Below are 15,005 nucleotides of genomic sequence, written 5' to 3'. Positions count from 1 at the left end.
GCACGCGCGCGGTGTGTGCCCGGCTATGCTGGAACGCGTTGTGGGCCTGAGGAGAGGAAACCCCGTGGCGCTGAGCGTGACCCCCTGCGGAAATCGGAAGACCTGGGACGCCCGGGTCCGTGTCACGGGCGGACACCCCGAATTGCTGTGGGGCATCGGTGACGCCGAGGCCCTGACCGCGCAGGACGCCAGGGTCGAACGCGTGGCCGTGGATCGGGGTCAGCAGACCGTGGGCTACAGCCAGTTGGTGATCCTGCGGGAGGACCTGCACACGGTCGTGGACGCCCGGTCCCTGCACGTCAATAATCCGCGCCACCTCACGGAGGTCCTGGCCGCGTTGCAGGACCACGCCCGCACGGCACACGAGGCCGCCGTGTTACGGGTGAGCCCGGACACCGACGCCACCCCCGAACTCACCGAGCTGCTCACCGGCGCGGGCTACCGCCGCGCGGACAAGCCCCGCAAGGGGGAGGCCGGACCGCGTCACCTCGTGGTGCGACTGGGCGAGACCGAGGGTGAGCTGTCCAAGCGGTTGTCGGACGACACGCTGCAGCGCTGCCGCGCCGGGCTGCGTGATTCCGGCGTGCGGGTGCGCCGGGTGCGCGCCTCGGACCGCGATCTGTCCAACGTGGGTCTGCGCAGTGAGTACATCCGTGAACTGTTACGCGCCGTGGGGGAGAACTCCGTGTTCCTCGTGGCCACCGAGCACCTCGAGGACGGGACGGAGACCGCCCTGGGGTACCTGTGGTTCGTGCACACCGGGGAATCCGCCATGATCTACCGGCTGGGTTTCACCGATCGTGCCCGCCAGCTGGGCGTGGACGACGCCCTCCTGCTCACGGGCCTGGTCCAACTGCAGCAGCGCCAGGTGCACAAGGTGCTCGCGGGGGACCCCGACCGGCCCTCGCAACCCATGGTGTTGCGCGAGCTCGCGACCGAGGAGCACGAGGCCCCCGGCACGTGGGAGTACCCGCTGCTCGGCGAGTTCCAGGTGGCCGGCCGTGTGGAGAAGACCCGGCGCCGGTTCCTGGGCAGACGCTCGAAGAACGCGGCCCCCGACGACCTGTTGCCGGAGCAGCCCGCGGTCCGCGACGACGCCGCACCCGAGCCGACGACGTCGGCCGCGGCCCCCCACAACGTGCCCCAGCCGGCACGCGCCGGGAACGCGACTGCCGGGTCCGCGGCTTTCGAGGACTCGCCCGTCGAGCCATCCGACAGTCTTACCGCAGCGCGTTCCCGTGAGGACGACGCCGCGCCGTCCTCCCGGACGAGCCCCGGGGTGGACGCCGATCCGGATCTGGTGCGCTCCGCGGATCAGCTCCCGGGCGGTACATCGAAGGACTCCGGGGCGACCCGTTCACCACGCTCGGCGCGGGGCGGCATGATCACGGGCATGCTTCCGGGCCCGCTGGCCCGCCGCAAGCGGACCGCGCAGTCCACCGGCACACCGGTCACCGGAACCCCGAGCACGGACGGGGACACGCAGAGCGCTTCGCGGCGTCAGAGCGCGGCCGCCGGACTGCTGCGTCGCGCCGTCGAGGAGGGCCGGGCGGCGGTCCGCGACGCCGCCCGCTGGTGAACGGGTCCTGACCTGCGGCGCACGCCGTGGACGGTGTGAACGACTCGCGCGAGCCGAGGCGCGCGGCGCGAAGAGGGCCGTGCCTGGCCGCACGGCGTGGCCGGGACGAGACTTGCCCGCCCGGGCGACGAGCCCCGCCCGCCCGGGACGAACTCTGCCGGCGCGGGGTGGGACTACTTGCGGCCCGAGACCACGTTCGCGGCGCGCGCGACCAGCGACCGCGGGAGCACGCCCGTGAGGGCATCCAGGACGTAGTACGCGCGCGGGAACACGAGCCGGGACCGCTTCTTGTCGAGTGCCGTGAGCGTCGCGGCCACGAGGTCGTCCGGATTCGCGGAACGGCCCAGCTCAATGGCCTGCGCATTGGCGACCGTGAAGAACTGGGTGTCCACGGGACCGGGGTTGACGCTCAACACGTGTACGCCGTGCTTGCGGGCCTCCACACCCACGGCGAGGCTGAAGCGGTCCACGAACGCCTTGGACGCGCTATACGTGGCCATGGACGGCAGGGGCTGGAAGCCCGCCACGGACGCGATGTTCACGATCGCGCCGTGCCCCGCGGCGGTCATGGCACCCAGGGCGGTGTGGGTCAGCGTCATGAGGGCCCGGACATTGACCGTGAGCTCCTCGATCTCGTGGTCCAGGTGCAGGTGGGCGAACTCGCCGTGACTGCCGAAGCCCGCGTTGTTGATCAGCAGGTCCACGGGGTTGCGTTCCAGCACGTCCACGATGGTGTCGATCCCCTCGGTGGTCCCGAGGTCCGCCACGACGATCTGCGCGGTGCCGCCCGTGACGGTCTGGGACAGTTCCGTGAGCTTCTCGGTGCTGCGGCCCGTGAGGATCAGACCGTAGCCGCGCTCGTGCAGGGCATGGGTGAAGGAACGTCCGATGCCACCGGTGGCACCCGTGATCAGGGCTGTGCGAGTCATGCGCCCACCCTACGCTCGCGCAGGGTGCGCAGTTTGCCCCGGGCCGCCCCGAGGGTCTCACGGCCCGCACGCACCGCACCGTAGGCGGTGTAGCCCGCGCGGGAGACCGGCAGGTCCCACGTCCCCGGGTAGGACACGGGCTCGCCGCCGAAGGACTTCTTGAAGGACGTGAAGCCGTACCACTCGTGTTCGGGCCCCGCGCCCTCGGGAGCGGTGCCGAAGAGGTCGAACCACGTGAGCCCCTTCTCCTTGGCGTCCATGATCATGGTCACCACGAGCGGGATCCCCGCCGAGAGCTTCCGGTGGGTCTGGTCCGTGGCCGCGTGCGCGTAGGTGCGGGTGTCCTCGGAGTCGTACACGAGCGAGGCCGCGATCGGCTCACCGTCCAGCTTGGCGAGGTAGAGGCTCGCGGCACCCGCGGGCATGAGCGATTCCGCGACGGCCTGCAGGTAGTCGTCATGCTGCCGATTGAAGTTGCGCCGCTTGGCGGTCGCGTCCAGGAAGGTCAGCAGGTACCGCACGTCCGCGGGATCCTCGGAGCGCTCGATGCTCACGCCCTTCTTGTGGATGTTGCGGTAGAGATTGCGGTTGGTGGACTTCATGTCCTTGAGCAGGTCCTTGGCGTCCTTGCGCAGGTCGATCAGCTGGGTGTGTCCCGGTTGCACCTGGCGCGGCGCGAGCTTCATGCCTCGCCGCTTGAGCGATGCCTCCGGGGTCTCCAGACCGTCCACCGGGTGACCGTTGATCGGCTCCACGCGCACGAACCAGCACCGGTGCGCCTCGGCCTGAGCGGTGAGGTCCGCCAGAGCGGCGTCGAACGTGTGCGGGGAGTCCGCTTCGGGGCCGTACGGGCAGTACAGGTACCGTCCGGTGCGCCCGCCCTCGACGGTCGCGAGGTACCGCCAGCCCGGCCCATTCGCCTGGATCACGCGGTGTCCGATGCTTTGCTGAAACCGTGCCCATTCGGGGGACTGCAGGATGTTCGCCACGCCCTCAACTGTACCGAGTGCGCGGGTCCGGGGTGCCGGGTCAGGGGACCGAGCACGTCCCGTTCGGCGACAACTGCTCCTGCGCCGGTACCTTGAGCGCGGCGGGCACGACCACGGCCGTCCCGACGCCCGCACCGCCGCCCAGCGCGGACACCCCGCCCGTTCGCGCCGCACCCTGGGAACCCACGGTGCCGGGCGTGTCGGCGGACGACACCGCTGCGTCGCCGCGCGCGCCCCTGGCGGCCTGGGCGTCGTCGCCGTTCGCGTTCGCCAGGACCCGGGAGACGTCGGACTGGAATTGCGCGTAGTCCGGATAGGTGGGGAAGGACTGGTCGTAGTAGGGAGGACCCGCCGCATACGCTTGCAGCTCGTGGTCCTTGGCCTTCGTGGCCACGGTGACCATGGAGCCGATCGAGGACTGCGGGATGTCCGTCTCGAGGATCTGCTGGCCAGAGCTCGCGAGCTCGTCGAACTTGGTGGCCACCGCGACCGGGTTCAGCTGCGCGAGCATCGCGGCCTGGACGCAGCGCTGCCGGGCCTGGCGGTCGTAGTCCGTGGCGCCCTCGCGGGAGCGGGCGTACCACAGGGCGTGGTAGCCGTCCATGTGCTGGGTCCCGGGCTCGATCCACCCCAGGATGGGGTTCTTCAGCCCCGTGTCCAGGTTGGTCCCGCCGCCGATCGGTACGCGGCCACCCACGTTGATGTCGATCCCGCCGAGCGCGTCCACGAGGGACGCGAAGCCGTCCATGTCGATCAGCGCGTACGCCTGGATCTTCAGGCCCGTGACGCCCTCGGCGGCCTCCTTGGTGGCCTGCGCCCCGGGATCGGCGACGTCCGGGTAGAGGTCCTTGTGGTTCTGCATCACGTCCGTGTAGACGGCGTTCATGATGCACTCGTCCCCGCAATCGAACCCCTCGGGGTAGACCGAGTTCATGGGGGAGTCCGCCGAGAACGGGACGTTCTGCAGGTTGCGGGGCAGGGAGATCGTGACCGTCTGCCCCGAGGAGGCGTCGATGCTGAGCACCGTCATGGAGTCCGGGCGGCGGCCCTCGCGGTCGTCACCGGCGTCACCGCCCATGAGCAGGATGTTATAGCGCCCGTCCTCCGGGGCGAACGGCATGCCCCCGCCGAAGATGTCCGAGACCGCGTTGCGGGCCACGGAGACCAGGTGCGCCGCGTAGCCGAGTCCCCCTCCGGTCACGAGCATCGCGAGCACGGTCACGAGCACCACGGCCCGGCGCGTCCCGTCCCCGAGCAACCCGGGTCTGATCAGGCGCAGCGTGTCGAACCACAACAGCACCCACCCGATCGCGAGCGCCACGAGGCCGTACATGAGCACCGCGGAGGTCACACTGTTGGTCAGCAACCAGATCAGCGCGCTGCGCCACACGACCCACAACAACAGGGCGGCGAGCACGAGCGCCCACACCACGGCGGTCACGCGCACGGCGATCCGCCCCAGGCCGCGTCGGCCCGCCACGAGTTGCGCGGAACCGGGCACGAGCAACGTGGTACCCAGCAGCCACCAGGCGCGCTTGGTGCGGGTGGCGGGTGCAGCGAACCGGGGACTCCTGAGGGGATCCCCCACGCGGGAACGCGATCGTCGCGGTCCGTCGCCCGGGTGGCGCTCGGCGGTGGCGCCCGCGGGCGGCTCGTCCGATGCGGTATGGGAGCCCGACGCCACGCTCTCGTAGGCCTTGGTGGCCGTGGGATGGGGGGCGGCGTTGTCGGGCCGGTCGCTGGATCCGTTCACGTGCAACTCCGTGCTGAAGGGGAAGTCGGTGTTGCGACGGGCCATGGGTGCGGGCCCGCCGGGCCGGGATCCATCAGAGGAGAACGGATCCCGACCCGATCATTGTGCCTTGTCCGCCTGGGTCCGGGCCGACAATGCACCCCGAAGGGGGTGGCGCTCAGTCCTGGGAGGCGGTTCCGCGGCTCACGGCGTCACGCAGCGCGGAGCCCTTCCGGTGCGCCGCCTCCGAGAGCTCCTGTGCGAAGTCCCGCAGTCGTTCCCGCAGGTCCTGCCCGGACGCGTCCGACGCCGATCCCAGCACCCGGGCGGCGAGCAGACCGGCGTTGCGGGCGCCGTTGATCGACACCGCGGCCACGGGAACCCCCGCGGGCATCTGCACGATGGACAGCAGGGAATCCATGCCGTCCAGGGTCTTCAACGCCACGGGCACCCCGATCACGGGCAGCGGCGTGACGGACGCGAGCATGCCCGGCAGGTGGGCGGCACCGCCGGCCCCGGCGATGATGACCCGCAGGCCACGCTCGTGGGCGGTACGGCCGTACTCGAGCATCTCGGTGGGCATCCGGTGCGCGGAGACCACGTCCGCCTCGTACGGGACCCCGAGTTCCTCGAGGGCCTTGGCCGCGGCCCGCATGGTGGCCCAGTCCGAGTCCGAGCCCATCACGAGACCCACGCGCGGGGCCTCGTCCTGACCGGACGGGACCGCACCCCACGGTTGCCGCTCGGGAGCATCGCTCACGTCGGTGGGTCGCACCCCGCGGTCCTCGCCGTCGCGCAGGATGCTCGCCGCGTGGGTCGCGATCTCCCGCAGCCGCTGCACCTCGTGGGCGCCGCCCACCACGTTGACGTGGCCGATCTTGCGCCCCGGGCGCACGGACTTGCCGTAGTTGTGGATCTTGGCGCGGGGTTCCGCGCTCAGTGCCTGCGGATACGCGGCGAAGAGGTCCTGGTTGTCCCCGCCCAGGTAGTTCTTCATCACGGCCGCCCCGGCCACGACGTCCGTGGCGCCCAGGGGCCAGTCCAGCACGGCGCGCAGGTGCTGCTCGAACTGTCCCGTGACGGATCCGTCCATGCTCCAGTGACCCGAGTTGTGGGGGCGCATGGCGAGCTCGTTGACCGCGAAACCCGCGTCCGTCCCGGGGGTCTCAAACAGCTCCACGGCCATCACCCCGGTCACGCCCAGTTCCTCGGCCAGCCGGACCGCGGCGTCCTGTGCCGCGCGGGCCACCTGGGGATCCAGGCCGGGGGCGGGGGCAATGACCTCGTCGCACACCCCGGCCACCTGGATGGACTCCACCACGGGCCACGTCACGGTCTGCCCCGAGGGCCGGCGCGCGACCATCGCGGACAGTTCCCGCGAGAACGCGACCGCTTCCTCGGCGAGCAACCCGGCGCCGTCGTCCTGGCCGGTGGCGCGTTCGAACCACTCGGCGGCGGTGCCGGTGCCGGCGTCCTGCGGGCCGTCGACCTTGAGGACGCCCTTGCCGTCGTACCCGCCGCGCGGGGTTTTGAGGATCACGGGCCAACCCACGCGCTCGCCGAACGCCACGAGTTCCTGCGGGGAGTGGACTTCCTGCCACTGCGGATTGGGCAAGCCCAGCTCGGCGACGGCGCGGCGCATCACGAGCTTGTCCTGCGCATGCACCAGGGCGGACGGCCCCGGACGCACCGCCGCACCCTGCGCCTCGAGCGCGCGCAGATGCTCGGTGGGAACGTGTTCGTGGTCGAACGTGAGCACATCCACGTCCGCGGCGAAACGCTGCAGGGTCTCGAGATCCGTGTAGTCACCTGTGGGTGCCGTGCGCACCGCGGCCACGGCACTGACCTCCGGGCCCTCGGCCAACACGCGCAGTTCCACGCCGAGAGCGACGGCGGCGGGGGCCATCATGCGGGCCAACTGCCCGCCGCCCACCACACCAATGACAGGACCGGTAATGGGAGAATTCACGGTTTCAGGCTAGCGCCACAGCGGACGTTCAGCCATTTCGGAGTACGATGCACTCAATCTTCCTGCGGAGGCCACATCATCCGTGTCGTGGCGGGTCACGGGTGGGCGGCGGGCCACGCCGGTGCGGCCACCCATCCCTCTTCCCCGAGCGTCAGATTGGGATCGAATCTTGAACAAAATGTTTGATCGCGCACACGCGCTGTGGAATCTGTTCGTCAAAGAACTCGCGAAGTTCGGGGTCGTGGGTGCGGCTGCGTTCGCCATCAACGCGGGCCTGGTCTGGGTACTCATGCACACGCAGTACTTCGCGGAAAGCCACATCAAGGCCAAAGTGGTCGCCACGGTCGTGGCCATCATCTTCTCGTGGGTCGCCAACCGGTTGTGGACCTTCCGGGACAAGCGCCAAGAGGACAAACGCAAGGAACTCGTGCAGTTCCTGGTGGCCAACGGCATCGGCATGGGGATCGAACTCGGCTGCCTCGGGGTCAGCTACTACGTCCTGGGCCTGACCTCCGCGACCGCGTCCTTCATCTCCGGCACGATCATCGGCACCATCTTGGGCACGATCTTCCGCTACTTCGCCTACCGCTTCTGGGTGTTCAGCACCAAGCTGGACCAGGACCCGGACTTCGCGAGCAGCCCGGACCAGGAACTCGCGTTCATCACCGGGCAGATCCCCGTGATCCCGCAGCGCGAGGACACGACGCCCCGACACGACGACCCGGCATCCCACCACGGGAACCCGGCGCCGCGGCCCGAGGACACGGTGGCGAACACCCTTCCCGAGCAGGACGTGCGCCGCGCGTCCTGATCCGCGAGGACCGTCGAACAGGGCGCCTGCACCAGACAAACGCCGGCCGGACCACCGCCGGTCGCGCGGCCCGGTGCAGGCGCCACCGTGTTTCGGTGTCAACCGCGGGTTGCGCGCTCCTGGTCCAGGACAGCGGCCGTGGCGTCCTCGGGACGCGCGGTCAGCAACACCGCCCCACCGGCCGTGATGATCCCCAGGGTCCGCAGGGCCGCGTTCTCGCCCCAACCCTCGGTGAGCGGCAGGTACACGGTGCCCTCGTCGGTTCCGGCGAGCTCCAACGCTCGCGGCAGTACCTCCGCGTGGGTCACCCCGGACGGCAGGGCCACGCTGTCGGGTTCCGGGTTCTCGAGACCCCCGTACATGTCCGGTTGGGCCCGGACCTCGTCGCAGAAGTCCACCGCGCCCTTGGGCAGGGGCCCCGAGCACTCGAAGGCCAGCGCGGGTTCGGCGACCACCAGCAGGGTCTGGGCCGCGGCGTCGTCGTCAGGGTGAGACTCCGGGTACGCATGGACCACCGAATCCGGTTCGGGATGACGCGTGAAGTCCACGCGCGCACCCGCGCGTAACGCCGCGAACGTGAGCACCACGAGTCGCCAGTGCGGCGCGGGGGAAATCGTGAGGACGTCGGAGGCGCCGACGTCGAGCTCGTCCACGAGCAGCCCGGCGGCCTTCTCGACCCAGTTCACGAGGACCCGCCCGGACAGCTCGACCCGTTCGGCGCCGTCGCGCCAGATCAGAGCGGGGGTGGGGCGCTCGGCCACGGTCTGCAGGGCCTGGGTCAGGTCTGTCGGTGTGCGTCCCACGAGGAAACTCCTTAGGGTATGTGACGGAACCACGGGTTCCCGGACGGCGCGCCGGTGGACCCGGGAAGCCCAGGATACTCGGCTTGACTCAGTAGGACTTACACGCGTGTAATTAGGGGATCCACCGGGATATCGACGGTGTACGCCCCTACGTGGCGGACTCGTTTTCGGTCGGGGCAACCGGGCTGGTTGAGGACATTTGAACAGCGAACGCGTGGGACGGAAGGAGTGACATGGGAGAGGCCGCACGCCGCCAGATCGATGCTCGGGAGGACTACGAACCCGGGTCGACCGGGGGTGCAGCTCCCGTGGACTGGTTCGTGGATCCCGTGGATCAAGCCCGGGGGGACTCGGGTGTGACCACACTGGACGATCTCGCCACGGCCTTCCTAGCCGCACACCCCGAGGTCGCCGGGGACGTGCTCCTGCGTTCCGACCGCAAGAAGCCGCGTGAACCGCAACCCCCCGTGAGCACCCCCCAAGACCTGAGCACCACCGAGGTCCACGACGTCCAGAGCGTGGACGCCTCCGTGTGGCAGGCCGTGGCCGGGCTGTACTCCGTGAGCGAGGGTGACGCCGAGGGCGAGCTCGCGTGGCAGACCGACGCCCTGTGCGCCCAGACCGATCCCGAGGCCTTCTTCCCCGAGAAGGGCGGGTCCACCCGGGACGCCAAGCGCGTGTGCGAGGCGTGCCCCGTGAGCGGCAAGTGCCTGGACTACGCCATGGCCAACGACGAGAAGTTCGGGATCTGGGGCGGCCTGTCCGAGCGCGAGCGGCGCAGGCTGCGTCGCCGGGGACGCTGAACCCCGTGGCTGCTCCCGAGACTCCGCGGCGCACGTGCTCCAAGCAGATGTGCAACCGTGACGCGGTGTGCACCCTGACCTATGTCTATTCCGATTCCACCGCGGTGATCGGTGCCCTGTCCGCGCGGCGGGAACCGCACGCGTACGACCTGTGCCCCGTGCACGCGGACTCATTGACGGCACCCAAGGGCTGGCGCGTGGTGCGCCTGGAGTCACCGGACGGCTGGAACCACGACGACCTCGACGCCGTGGTGGAAGCCGTCCGACCGGACGAGGACCCCGCACCCCACCGCACGGCGCGCGGTACGTTCCTGGGTGCCGTGCGACCGCCCGGGGCTGCGCGACCCTCGGGCCCGTCCCGGTCACGGGGTCCCGTGTTGCGCGACGTCTCCTACCAGGGCCGCGATGACGAATCCCGGGCCGACGCCGATTCCTCCGGCCCCGCGGGCGATTCCGGTTCCGCCGAAATGCCCCGTTCCGAGGGCTCCGCGGGCGCCAATGGCGCGCGCCCGGCGCGTCATGTTCCCATGGGCCGTTCCGGGGTGAATACCGGCTATTCTGTAGCGACGCGTACGATTGCGAACGCAAATACGCAGGTGGGGCGGCGCATGGGCTCCGTCCCCCTCCCCGCAGCCCTGCGCACCCCGCACTGGCGGCGGCCGTAACCCGGTTGCCCCGTCCGGGTGGGCTGCGAGACCGTGATTCCCACGGCCGCCGTTCTCCCCCCCCCGATGTGAGGTGCCAATGAGACTCCCTTCCCACCACCACGATCCGCTGCCCGGGACACCGCGCGAGCCCGCGCGTCCCGCCGGGGCGAGCGCGCGGCGTCGTCGTCCGGGCATCGCGTGCCTCGCTCTCGCGGGGCTCCTGGGCCTGAGCGCGTGCGCCGGGGGGAACGACGCCGCCCCGGCGGCGCCGTCGTCCGCCGCCGCCGCTCCATCGAGCACCGCGCCCACGAAGAGTTTCGGGACCGTGCGGGTCGAGGTGAGCCCGGCCGCCGACACGAGCATGGTCAACCCCGTGGACCCCGTGGTCGTCACAGCGGACGGCGGGGAACTCACGGACGTGACCGTGAGCGCCGCGGGCTCGGGGGAGCGGGTCGAGGGCGAACTCGCGCAGGACGGCCACGAGTGGCGCTCGAAGGCGCCCCTTGCGTTCGACGAGACCTACACGGTGGACTACACCGCGCGCTCCGGGGACCGGGACAGCACGGGGCAGTCCGTGTTCAGCACGGTGGACGCCGCCCACGAGGCGGACGTGGCCCTCAACGTCAAGGACGGGCAGACCTACGGCGTGTGGCAGGTCGTGGAGTTCAACTTCTCCGAGCCCGTCATGAACAAGGACGAGGTCGAGAAGGCCGTGACCGTGGACGGGGCGCACCGCGACGGCGCGTTCCGGTGGTACTCGGACCGCAAACTGCGCTTCCGCCCGGAGCAACCGTGGGACCCGAACTCCAAGGTCACGGTCACCGTTAACATCCTGGGCAAGGATCTGGGCAACGGGATGATCGGCAACGGCAACGAGACGGTGTCGTTCAGCACCGGTGCCGAGCAGCGGGTGTTCGTGGACAACAACACCAAGACCCTCGTGGCCTACGTGAACGGCAAGGAGACCGGTCGCTGGCCCGTGACCCTGGGCAACCCGGACTGGCCGTCCACCACGGGCAAGAAGGTCATCATCGAGCAAGCGGCCTCCTACGAGTTCAAGGCGTCGTCGCTGAACCTCAAGCCCGGCGACCCCCACTACTACCCGCCGTTCGACGCGTCCAACGTGTCCCGGCTGACGTGGAGCGGCGAGTTCATCCACCAGGCGCTGCCGTCCGCGATGCCCGTGCTGGGCGTGGCCAACGTGTCCCACGGGTGCGTGGGGATGCCGCCGGAGGGTGCGGCCTACATTTTTGAGACCTTCCGCCCGGGTGACATGGTGGAGGTGGTCAACACTGACTACCCCCAGGCCGATCCCGACGATGGCTACGGGGACTGGAACATCCCGTTCGAGCACTACTCGGACGAGGACTGGCACGGAAACTGGTGATACAGCCCGGTGAGCTCCTCCATCCCACGCGGCCCCTGGCCCCGCCCCACCGCGGTGCAGCGCATCCTCCAGGGATTCCTGGCACTCACTCTGCCCGTCCTGCTCGTGGCGCTGGGGGTACGACTCGTGGCCACCCCGGTCTTCCTGTGGCTCGAGTACCACCGCCCCGGCTTCCCCGCTGACCACTGGGGGATGAGCACGCAGGAACGGATGACGTTCGGTTCCTACGGGATGGACTACATCATGAACCTGGCCCCGCCCGAGTACTTGGGCGGCCTGGTGAGCAGCGAGGGTGGCATGGCGTTCACCCCGTCGGAGGTCTCTCACATGCGGGACGTCCAGCACGTGATGTACTGGGGGCTGCTGATCGCGTTCGTCCTGCTCGTGCTGAGCGTCCTGGCGGCCTGGTACCTGCACCGGGCGACCCCGGGGACCGCCTCTTCCGCGTGGTTCGCGGGCTCGTGGCTCACCGTCATCCTGTTGCTGCTCACGGCCGTGTTCGCGGTGGCGGGGTGGCAGAGCTTCTTCGCGGCGTTCCACTCCTTGTTCTTCAGCTCCGGGACGTGGACCTTCAGCATCTCGGACACCCTGATCCGGCTCTATCCCACCCAGTTCTGGATCGACGCCGCGATCGCCGTGGCGCTCGTGGCGCTCATCGGGGCGTTCGTGGTCATGCTCGCCACGACCCGCCGGATGCGGGCGGCACGCTCCGTCAGATCCACGAGGTGAACCACATCCGCCAGCGCCAGTGCTCGTAGGGAATGGTCTGGGCGGTCCACACGGGCCAGAAGAACACCGCGAGCACCACCACGAGCAGCAGGAACACCAGGCTCACCCTGCGCCAGCGTCGCGCCCACACCGGTGAGATCACCTGCTCGTGCACCGCGGCCGACGGCGTGCCCGCGGTGGCACCCAGGCGGGGGACCGCGAGCTTGCCTGTGAGCACCCCGATCATCCCCGTGATCAGCAGGACCATGGCGGGGAAGTAGGACAGCGCGTAGAAGAAGAACATCGTGCGTTCCGGGTAGAGGAACCACGGGAGGTAACCGGCCGCGTACACGCCCACGAGGGCACCGAAGCGCCAGTCACGGAGCACCGCCCACAACCACAGTCCCAGCAGCACCGCCAGGATCCCCACCCACCACACGGCGGGGTTGCCCAGGTTGAGGATGGCCTGGCTGCACGAGTCCACCGTGCAGCCGTCCACGCCTCGTCCGGGGGATTCGTAGAAGTAGGACGTGGGGCGGGCCATGACCGGCCACGTGGCCGGGCCTGCCATGTACGTGTGGTGCGAGGACAGCCCCGCGTGGAACGAATAGGCCGCCACGTGGTACTCCCACAGGGAACGTAGGGCGGGCGGGAGCCACTGCGGGCCGTCGCCCCGGTTCAGCTCGGCCCAGTTGCGGTTGTAGCCCGTGCTCGTGGTGAGCCACCCGGCCCACGTGATCACGTACACCACCGCGCCCACGCCGATCATGCTCAGGAATCCCCACGGGCCGTCCTTGAGCACCGCACCGGCGAACCAGTTCTTGACCCCGACGATCCGCCGCGCGTTCATGTCCCACAGCACCGCCAGGATCCCGAGCGCGGCGATGCTGAACAGCGCGTTCCACTTCACGGCCGCGGCTGCACCGCACGCCACGCCCGCGGCGATCCGCCACCACCGCACGCCCAACCACGGGCCCAGGACGCCGCCGGGGCCGCGGGCGAGCAGGCGGCGTCGACCGTCGTCGCGGTCCAACAGGACGAAGACGAAAGCGAGCAACAGGAAGAACATGAGGAAGACGTCCAGCAGGGCCAGGCGGGACTCCACGAGGTGCAGCCCGTCCAGGGAGGTCAGCACACCGGCGATCGTGGCCAGGGTGACCGAGCGGAACAACAACCATCCCGCGCACCAGATCACGGCGATGCACGCCGTGCCGAACAGGGCCGCGGAGAAGCGCCACCCGAATGGGTCGTCCGCGCCGAACAACCACAGCCCGATCGCGATGAGCCATTTGCCCAGGGGCGGGTGCACCACGAAAGAGGGGTGACCCTGTGTGCCCGGGATGTTCCCGGAGACGAAACCCTCGTCCGCGCCCTCGGGCCATTGCTGCTCCGTACCGTGGAGCAGCAGCGAATAGGCGTCCTTGAGGTAGTACGTCTCGTCGAAGACCACGGCGTGCGGCCACGACAGGTGCACGAAGCGCAGCACCCCGCCCAGCAGGGTCACGAGCGCCAGGGGGACCCACCAGTACCGGGGCAACCGGGTGACCGCGGGGAGCAGGCGGTCGCGCACGGAGGGGGCCACGGGCGCGGTCGAGGCGGGAGAGAAGACAGTCGAGGGCACGGATCCCATCGTAGGGTGCACCCCTGGAGATTCAGCCCGGCCACGGTGGCGTCACCGCGTTCGACCGGCGGACCTTCGTAGAGTGGACGGGTGAGTTCACAGACATCGACGACCACCCCCGGCACCGAGGACCACCGCCCCGGTGCCGTGGTGGTCGTGGGCACCCCCATTGGCAACCTCTCGGACGCGTCCCAGCGGCTCAAGGACGTCCTGCACACCGCGGACGTGCTGGCCGTGGAGGACACCCGCACCCTGCACCGCCTGGCCTCCGGGCTCGGCGTGACCGTGACCGGGCGGGTGGTCACCCACCACGAACACAATGAGAACGCGCGCACCGGCGAACTGCTGGACGAGGTGCGCCGCGGTCGGACCGTGGCCGTGCTCTCCGACGCGGGCATGCCCACGGTCTCCGACCCCGGGTTCCCGCTCGTGCGCGCCGCGGCCGAGGCGGACCTGCCCGTGAGTGTGCTCCCCGGGCCCTCGGCGGTCCTGGCGGCGCTCGCGGTCTCCGGGCTGCCCACCGACCGGTTCACGTTCGAGGGCTTCCTGCCGCGTAAGACGGGCGAGCGCGCGGCCCACCTCGCGACCCTGCGGGACGAACCCCGCACCATGGTCTTCTACGAGTCCCCGCACCGTCTCGCGGAGATGCTCACCGCGCTGCGGGACGCCCTGGGCGCGGACCGGCGCGCGGCCGTGTGCCGAGAGCTGACCAAGCTGCATGAAGAGGTGCTGCGCGATGACCTCGCGGGTCTGGCCGAGTGGGCCGCGAACAACCAGGTGCGCGGGGAGATCGTGGTGGTCGTGCATGGTGCCCCACCGGCCGTGGCTCCCGAGCCCGAGGACCTCGTTCAGGAGGTCGAGCACCTCGTGGCCACGAGCGACGTCAAGCTCAAGGCCGCCGCGCGCGAGGTGGCCACCGAGCACGGGGTGAGCACACGCAAGCTCTACGACGCCGTGATCACCGCGCGCGGTCAGAACTGACCCGACCCGCGGTAACGGCGCGCAGATATGTAGGACGACCGTCTCG

The 15,005-nt window shown here is 70.2% G+C and carries 13 protein-coding genes and 1 pseudogene; 7 read left to right on the top strand and 7 right to left on the bottom strand.

Features of this window, described 5'->3' with window-relative positions:
• Nucleotides 1-25: 25 nt before the first annotated feature.
• Entirely contained in the window at nt 26-1,579 is a 1,554-nt protein-coding gene (locus RF650_RS00990) for a hypothetical protein (protein ID WP_311253942.1), read from the top strand.
• Nucleotides 1,580-1,752: 173 nt separating this feature from the next.
• Here RF650_RS00990 and RF650_RS00985 read toward each other — a convergent pair whose 3' ends face one another.
• The 5 genes and pseudogenes from RF650_RS00985 to RF650_RS00965 all read right to left on the bottom strand — a co-directional run.
• On the bottom strand, nt 1,753-2,508 hold the full coding sequence (locus tag RF650_RS00985; RefSeq protein WP_131333291.1) for an SDR family oxidoreductase: 756 nt from the start codon (nt 2,506-2,508) through the stop codon (nt 1,753-1,755).
• Complete coding sequence (locus RF650_RS00980; RefSeq protein ID WP_131333290.1) at nt 2,505-3,497, bottom strand: peptidoglycan bridge formation glycyltransferase FemA/FemB family protein; 993 nt, start codon at nt 3,495-3,497, stop codon at nt 2,505-2,507. The genes RF650_RS00985 and RF650_RS00980 overlap by 4 nt, the downstream gene beginning before the upstream one ends.
• Nucleotides 3,498-3,537: 40 nt before the next feature.
• Nucleotides 3,538-5,250, bottom strand: coding sequence for an LCP family protein (locus RF650_RS00975; protein WP_368813861.1), 1,713 nt, complete (start codon nt 5,248-5,250; stop codon nt 3,538-3,540).
• A gap of 157 nt (nt 5,251-5,407) precedes the next feature.
• Nucleotides 5,408-5,914: a 5-(carboxyamino)imidazole ribonucleotide mutase gene (gene purE, locus RF650_RS00970; RefSeq protein ID WP_311253951.1), complete on the bottom strand. Its 507-nt coding sequence runs from the start codon at nt 5,912-5,914 to the stop codon at nt 5,408-5,410.
• A 102-nt stretch (nt 5,915-6,016) separates the two neighbouring features.
• A pseudogene (locus RF650_RS00965) lies at nt 6,017-7,186 on the bottom strand (5-(carboxyamino)imidazole ribonucleotide synthase); the annotation flags it as partial.
• A 190-nt stretch (nt 7,187-7,376) separates the two neighbouring features.
• Here RF650_RS00965 and RF650_RS00960 point away from each other — a divergent pair.
• Nucleotides 7,377-8,009 carry a GtrA family protein gene (locus RF650_RS00960; protein WP_131333287.1) on the top strand — a complete coding sequence of 211 codons (633 nt, stop codon included), beginning with the start codon at nt 7,377-7,379 and terminating at the stop codon, nt 8,007-8,009.
• 98 nt (nt 8,010-8,107) lie between these two features.
• Here the strand turns inward: RF650_RS00960 and RF650_RS00955 are convergent, their stop codons facing one another.
• Nucleotides 8,108-8,812: a TIGR03089 family protein gene (locus tag RF650_RS00955; protein WP_131333286.1), complete on the bottom strand. Its 705-nt coding sequence runs from the start codon at nt 8,810-8,812 to the stop codon at nt 8,108-8,110.
• Nucleotides 8,813-9,045: 233 nt separating this feature from the next.
• Between RF650_RS00955 and RF650_RS00950 the strand changes: the two genes are divergently transcribed.
• The 4 genes from RF650_RS00950 (at nt 9,046) to RF650_RS00935 (ending at nt 12,378) form a co-directional block, all read left to right on the top strand.
• Entirely contained in the window at nt 9,046-9,615 is a 570-nt protein-coding gene (locus RF650_RS00950; protein ID WP_064846188.1) for a WhiB family transcriptional regulator, read from the top strand.
• Nucleotides 9,616-9,620: 5 nt separating this feature from the next.
• Complete coding sequence (locus tag RF650_RS00945; RefSeq protein WP_368813860.1) at nt 9,621-10,280, top strand: DUF3499 family protein; 660 nt, start codon at nt 9,621-9,623, stop codon at nt 10,278-10,280.
• Between the two features lie 79 nt (nt 10,281-10,359).
• Nucleotides 10,360-11,649, top strand: a complete 1,290-nt coding sequence (locus tag RF650_RS00940; RefSeq protein WP_131333285.1) for an Ig-like domain-containing protein — start codon at nt 10,360-10,362, stop codon at nt 11,647-11,649.
• A 9-nt stretch (nt 11,650-11,658) separates the two neighbouring features.
• Nucleotides 11,659-12,378, top strand: coding sequence for a TIGR01906 family membrane protein (locus tag RF650_RS00935; RefSeq protein ID WP_368813859.1), 720 nt, complete (start codon nt 11,659-11,661; stop codon nt 12,376-12,378).
• Here RF650_RS00935 and RF650_RS00930 read toward each other — a convergent pair.
• Nucleotides 12,362-13,987, bottom strand: coding sequence for a dolichyl-phosphate-mannose--protein mannosyltransferase (locus tag RF650_RS00930; RefSeq protein WP_368813858.1), 1,626 nt, complete (start codon nt 13,985-13,987; stop codon nt 12,362-12,364). The two genes, RF650_RS00935 and RF650_RS00930, sit on opposite strands and share 17 nt — an antisense overlap.
• Nucleotides 13,988-14,068: 81 nt before the next feature.
• On the opposite strand from RF650_RS00930, the gene rsmI reads away from it, so the two are divergent.
• Entirely contained in the window at nt 14,069-14,959 is an 891-nt protein-coding gene (gene rsmI / locus RF650_RS00925) for a 16S rRNA (cytidine(1402)-2'-O)-methyltransferase (RefSeq protein WP_131333282.1), read from the top strand.
• Nucleotides 14,960-15,005: the final 46 nt, after the last annotated feature.

It is taken from the genome of Kocuria sp. CPCC 205297 (assembly GCF_040981035.1).
Taxonomy (GTDB): domain Bacteria; phylum Actinomycetota; class Actinomycetes; order Actinomycetales; family Micrococcaceae; genus Kocuria; species Kocuria marina.
The sequence above is the reverse complement of the archived record's forward strand: the minus strand, read 5'-3'. Positions and strand labels throughout refer to the sequence as shown.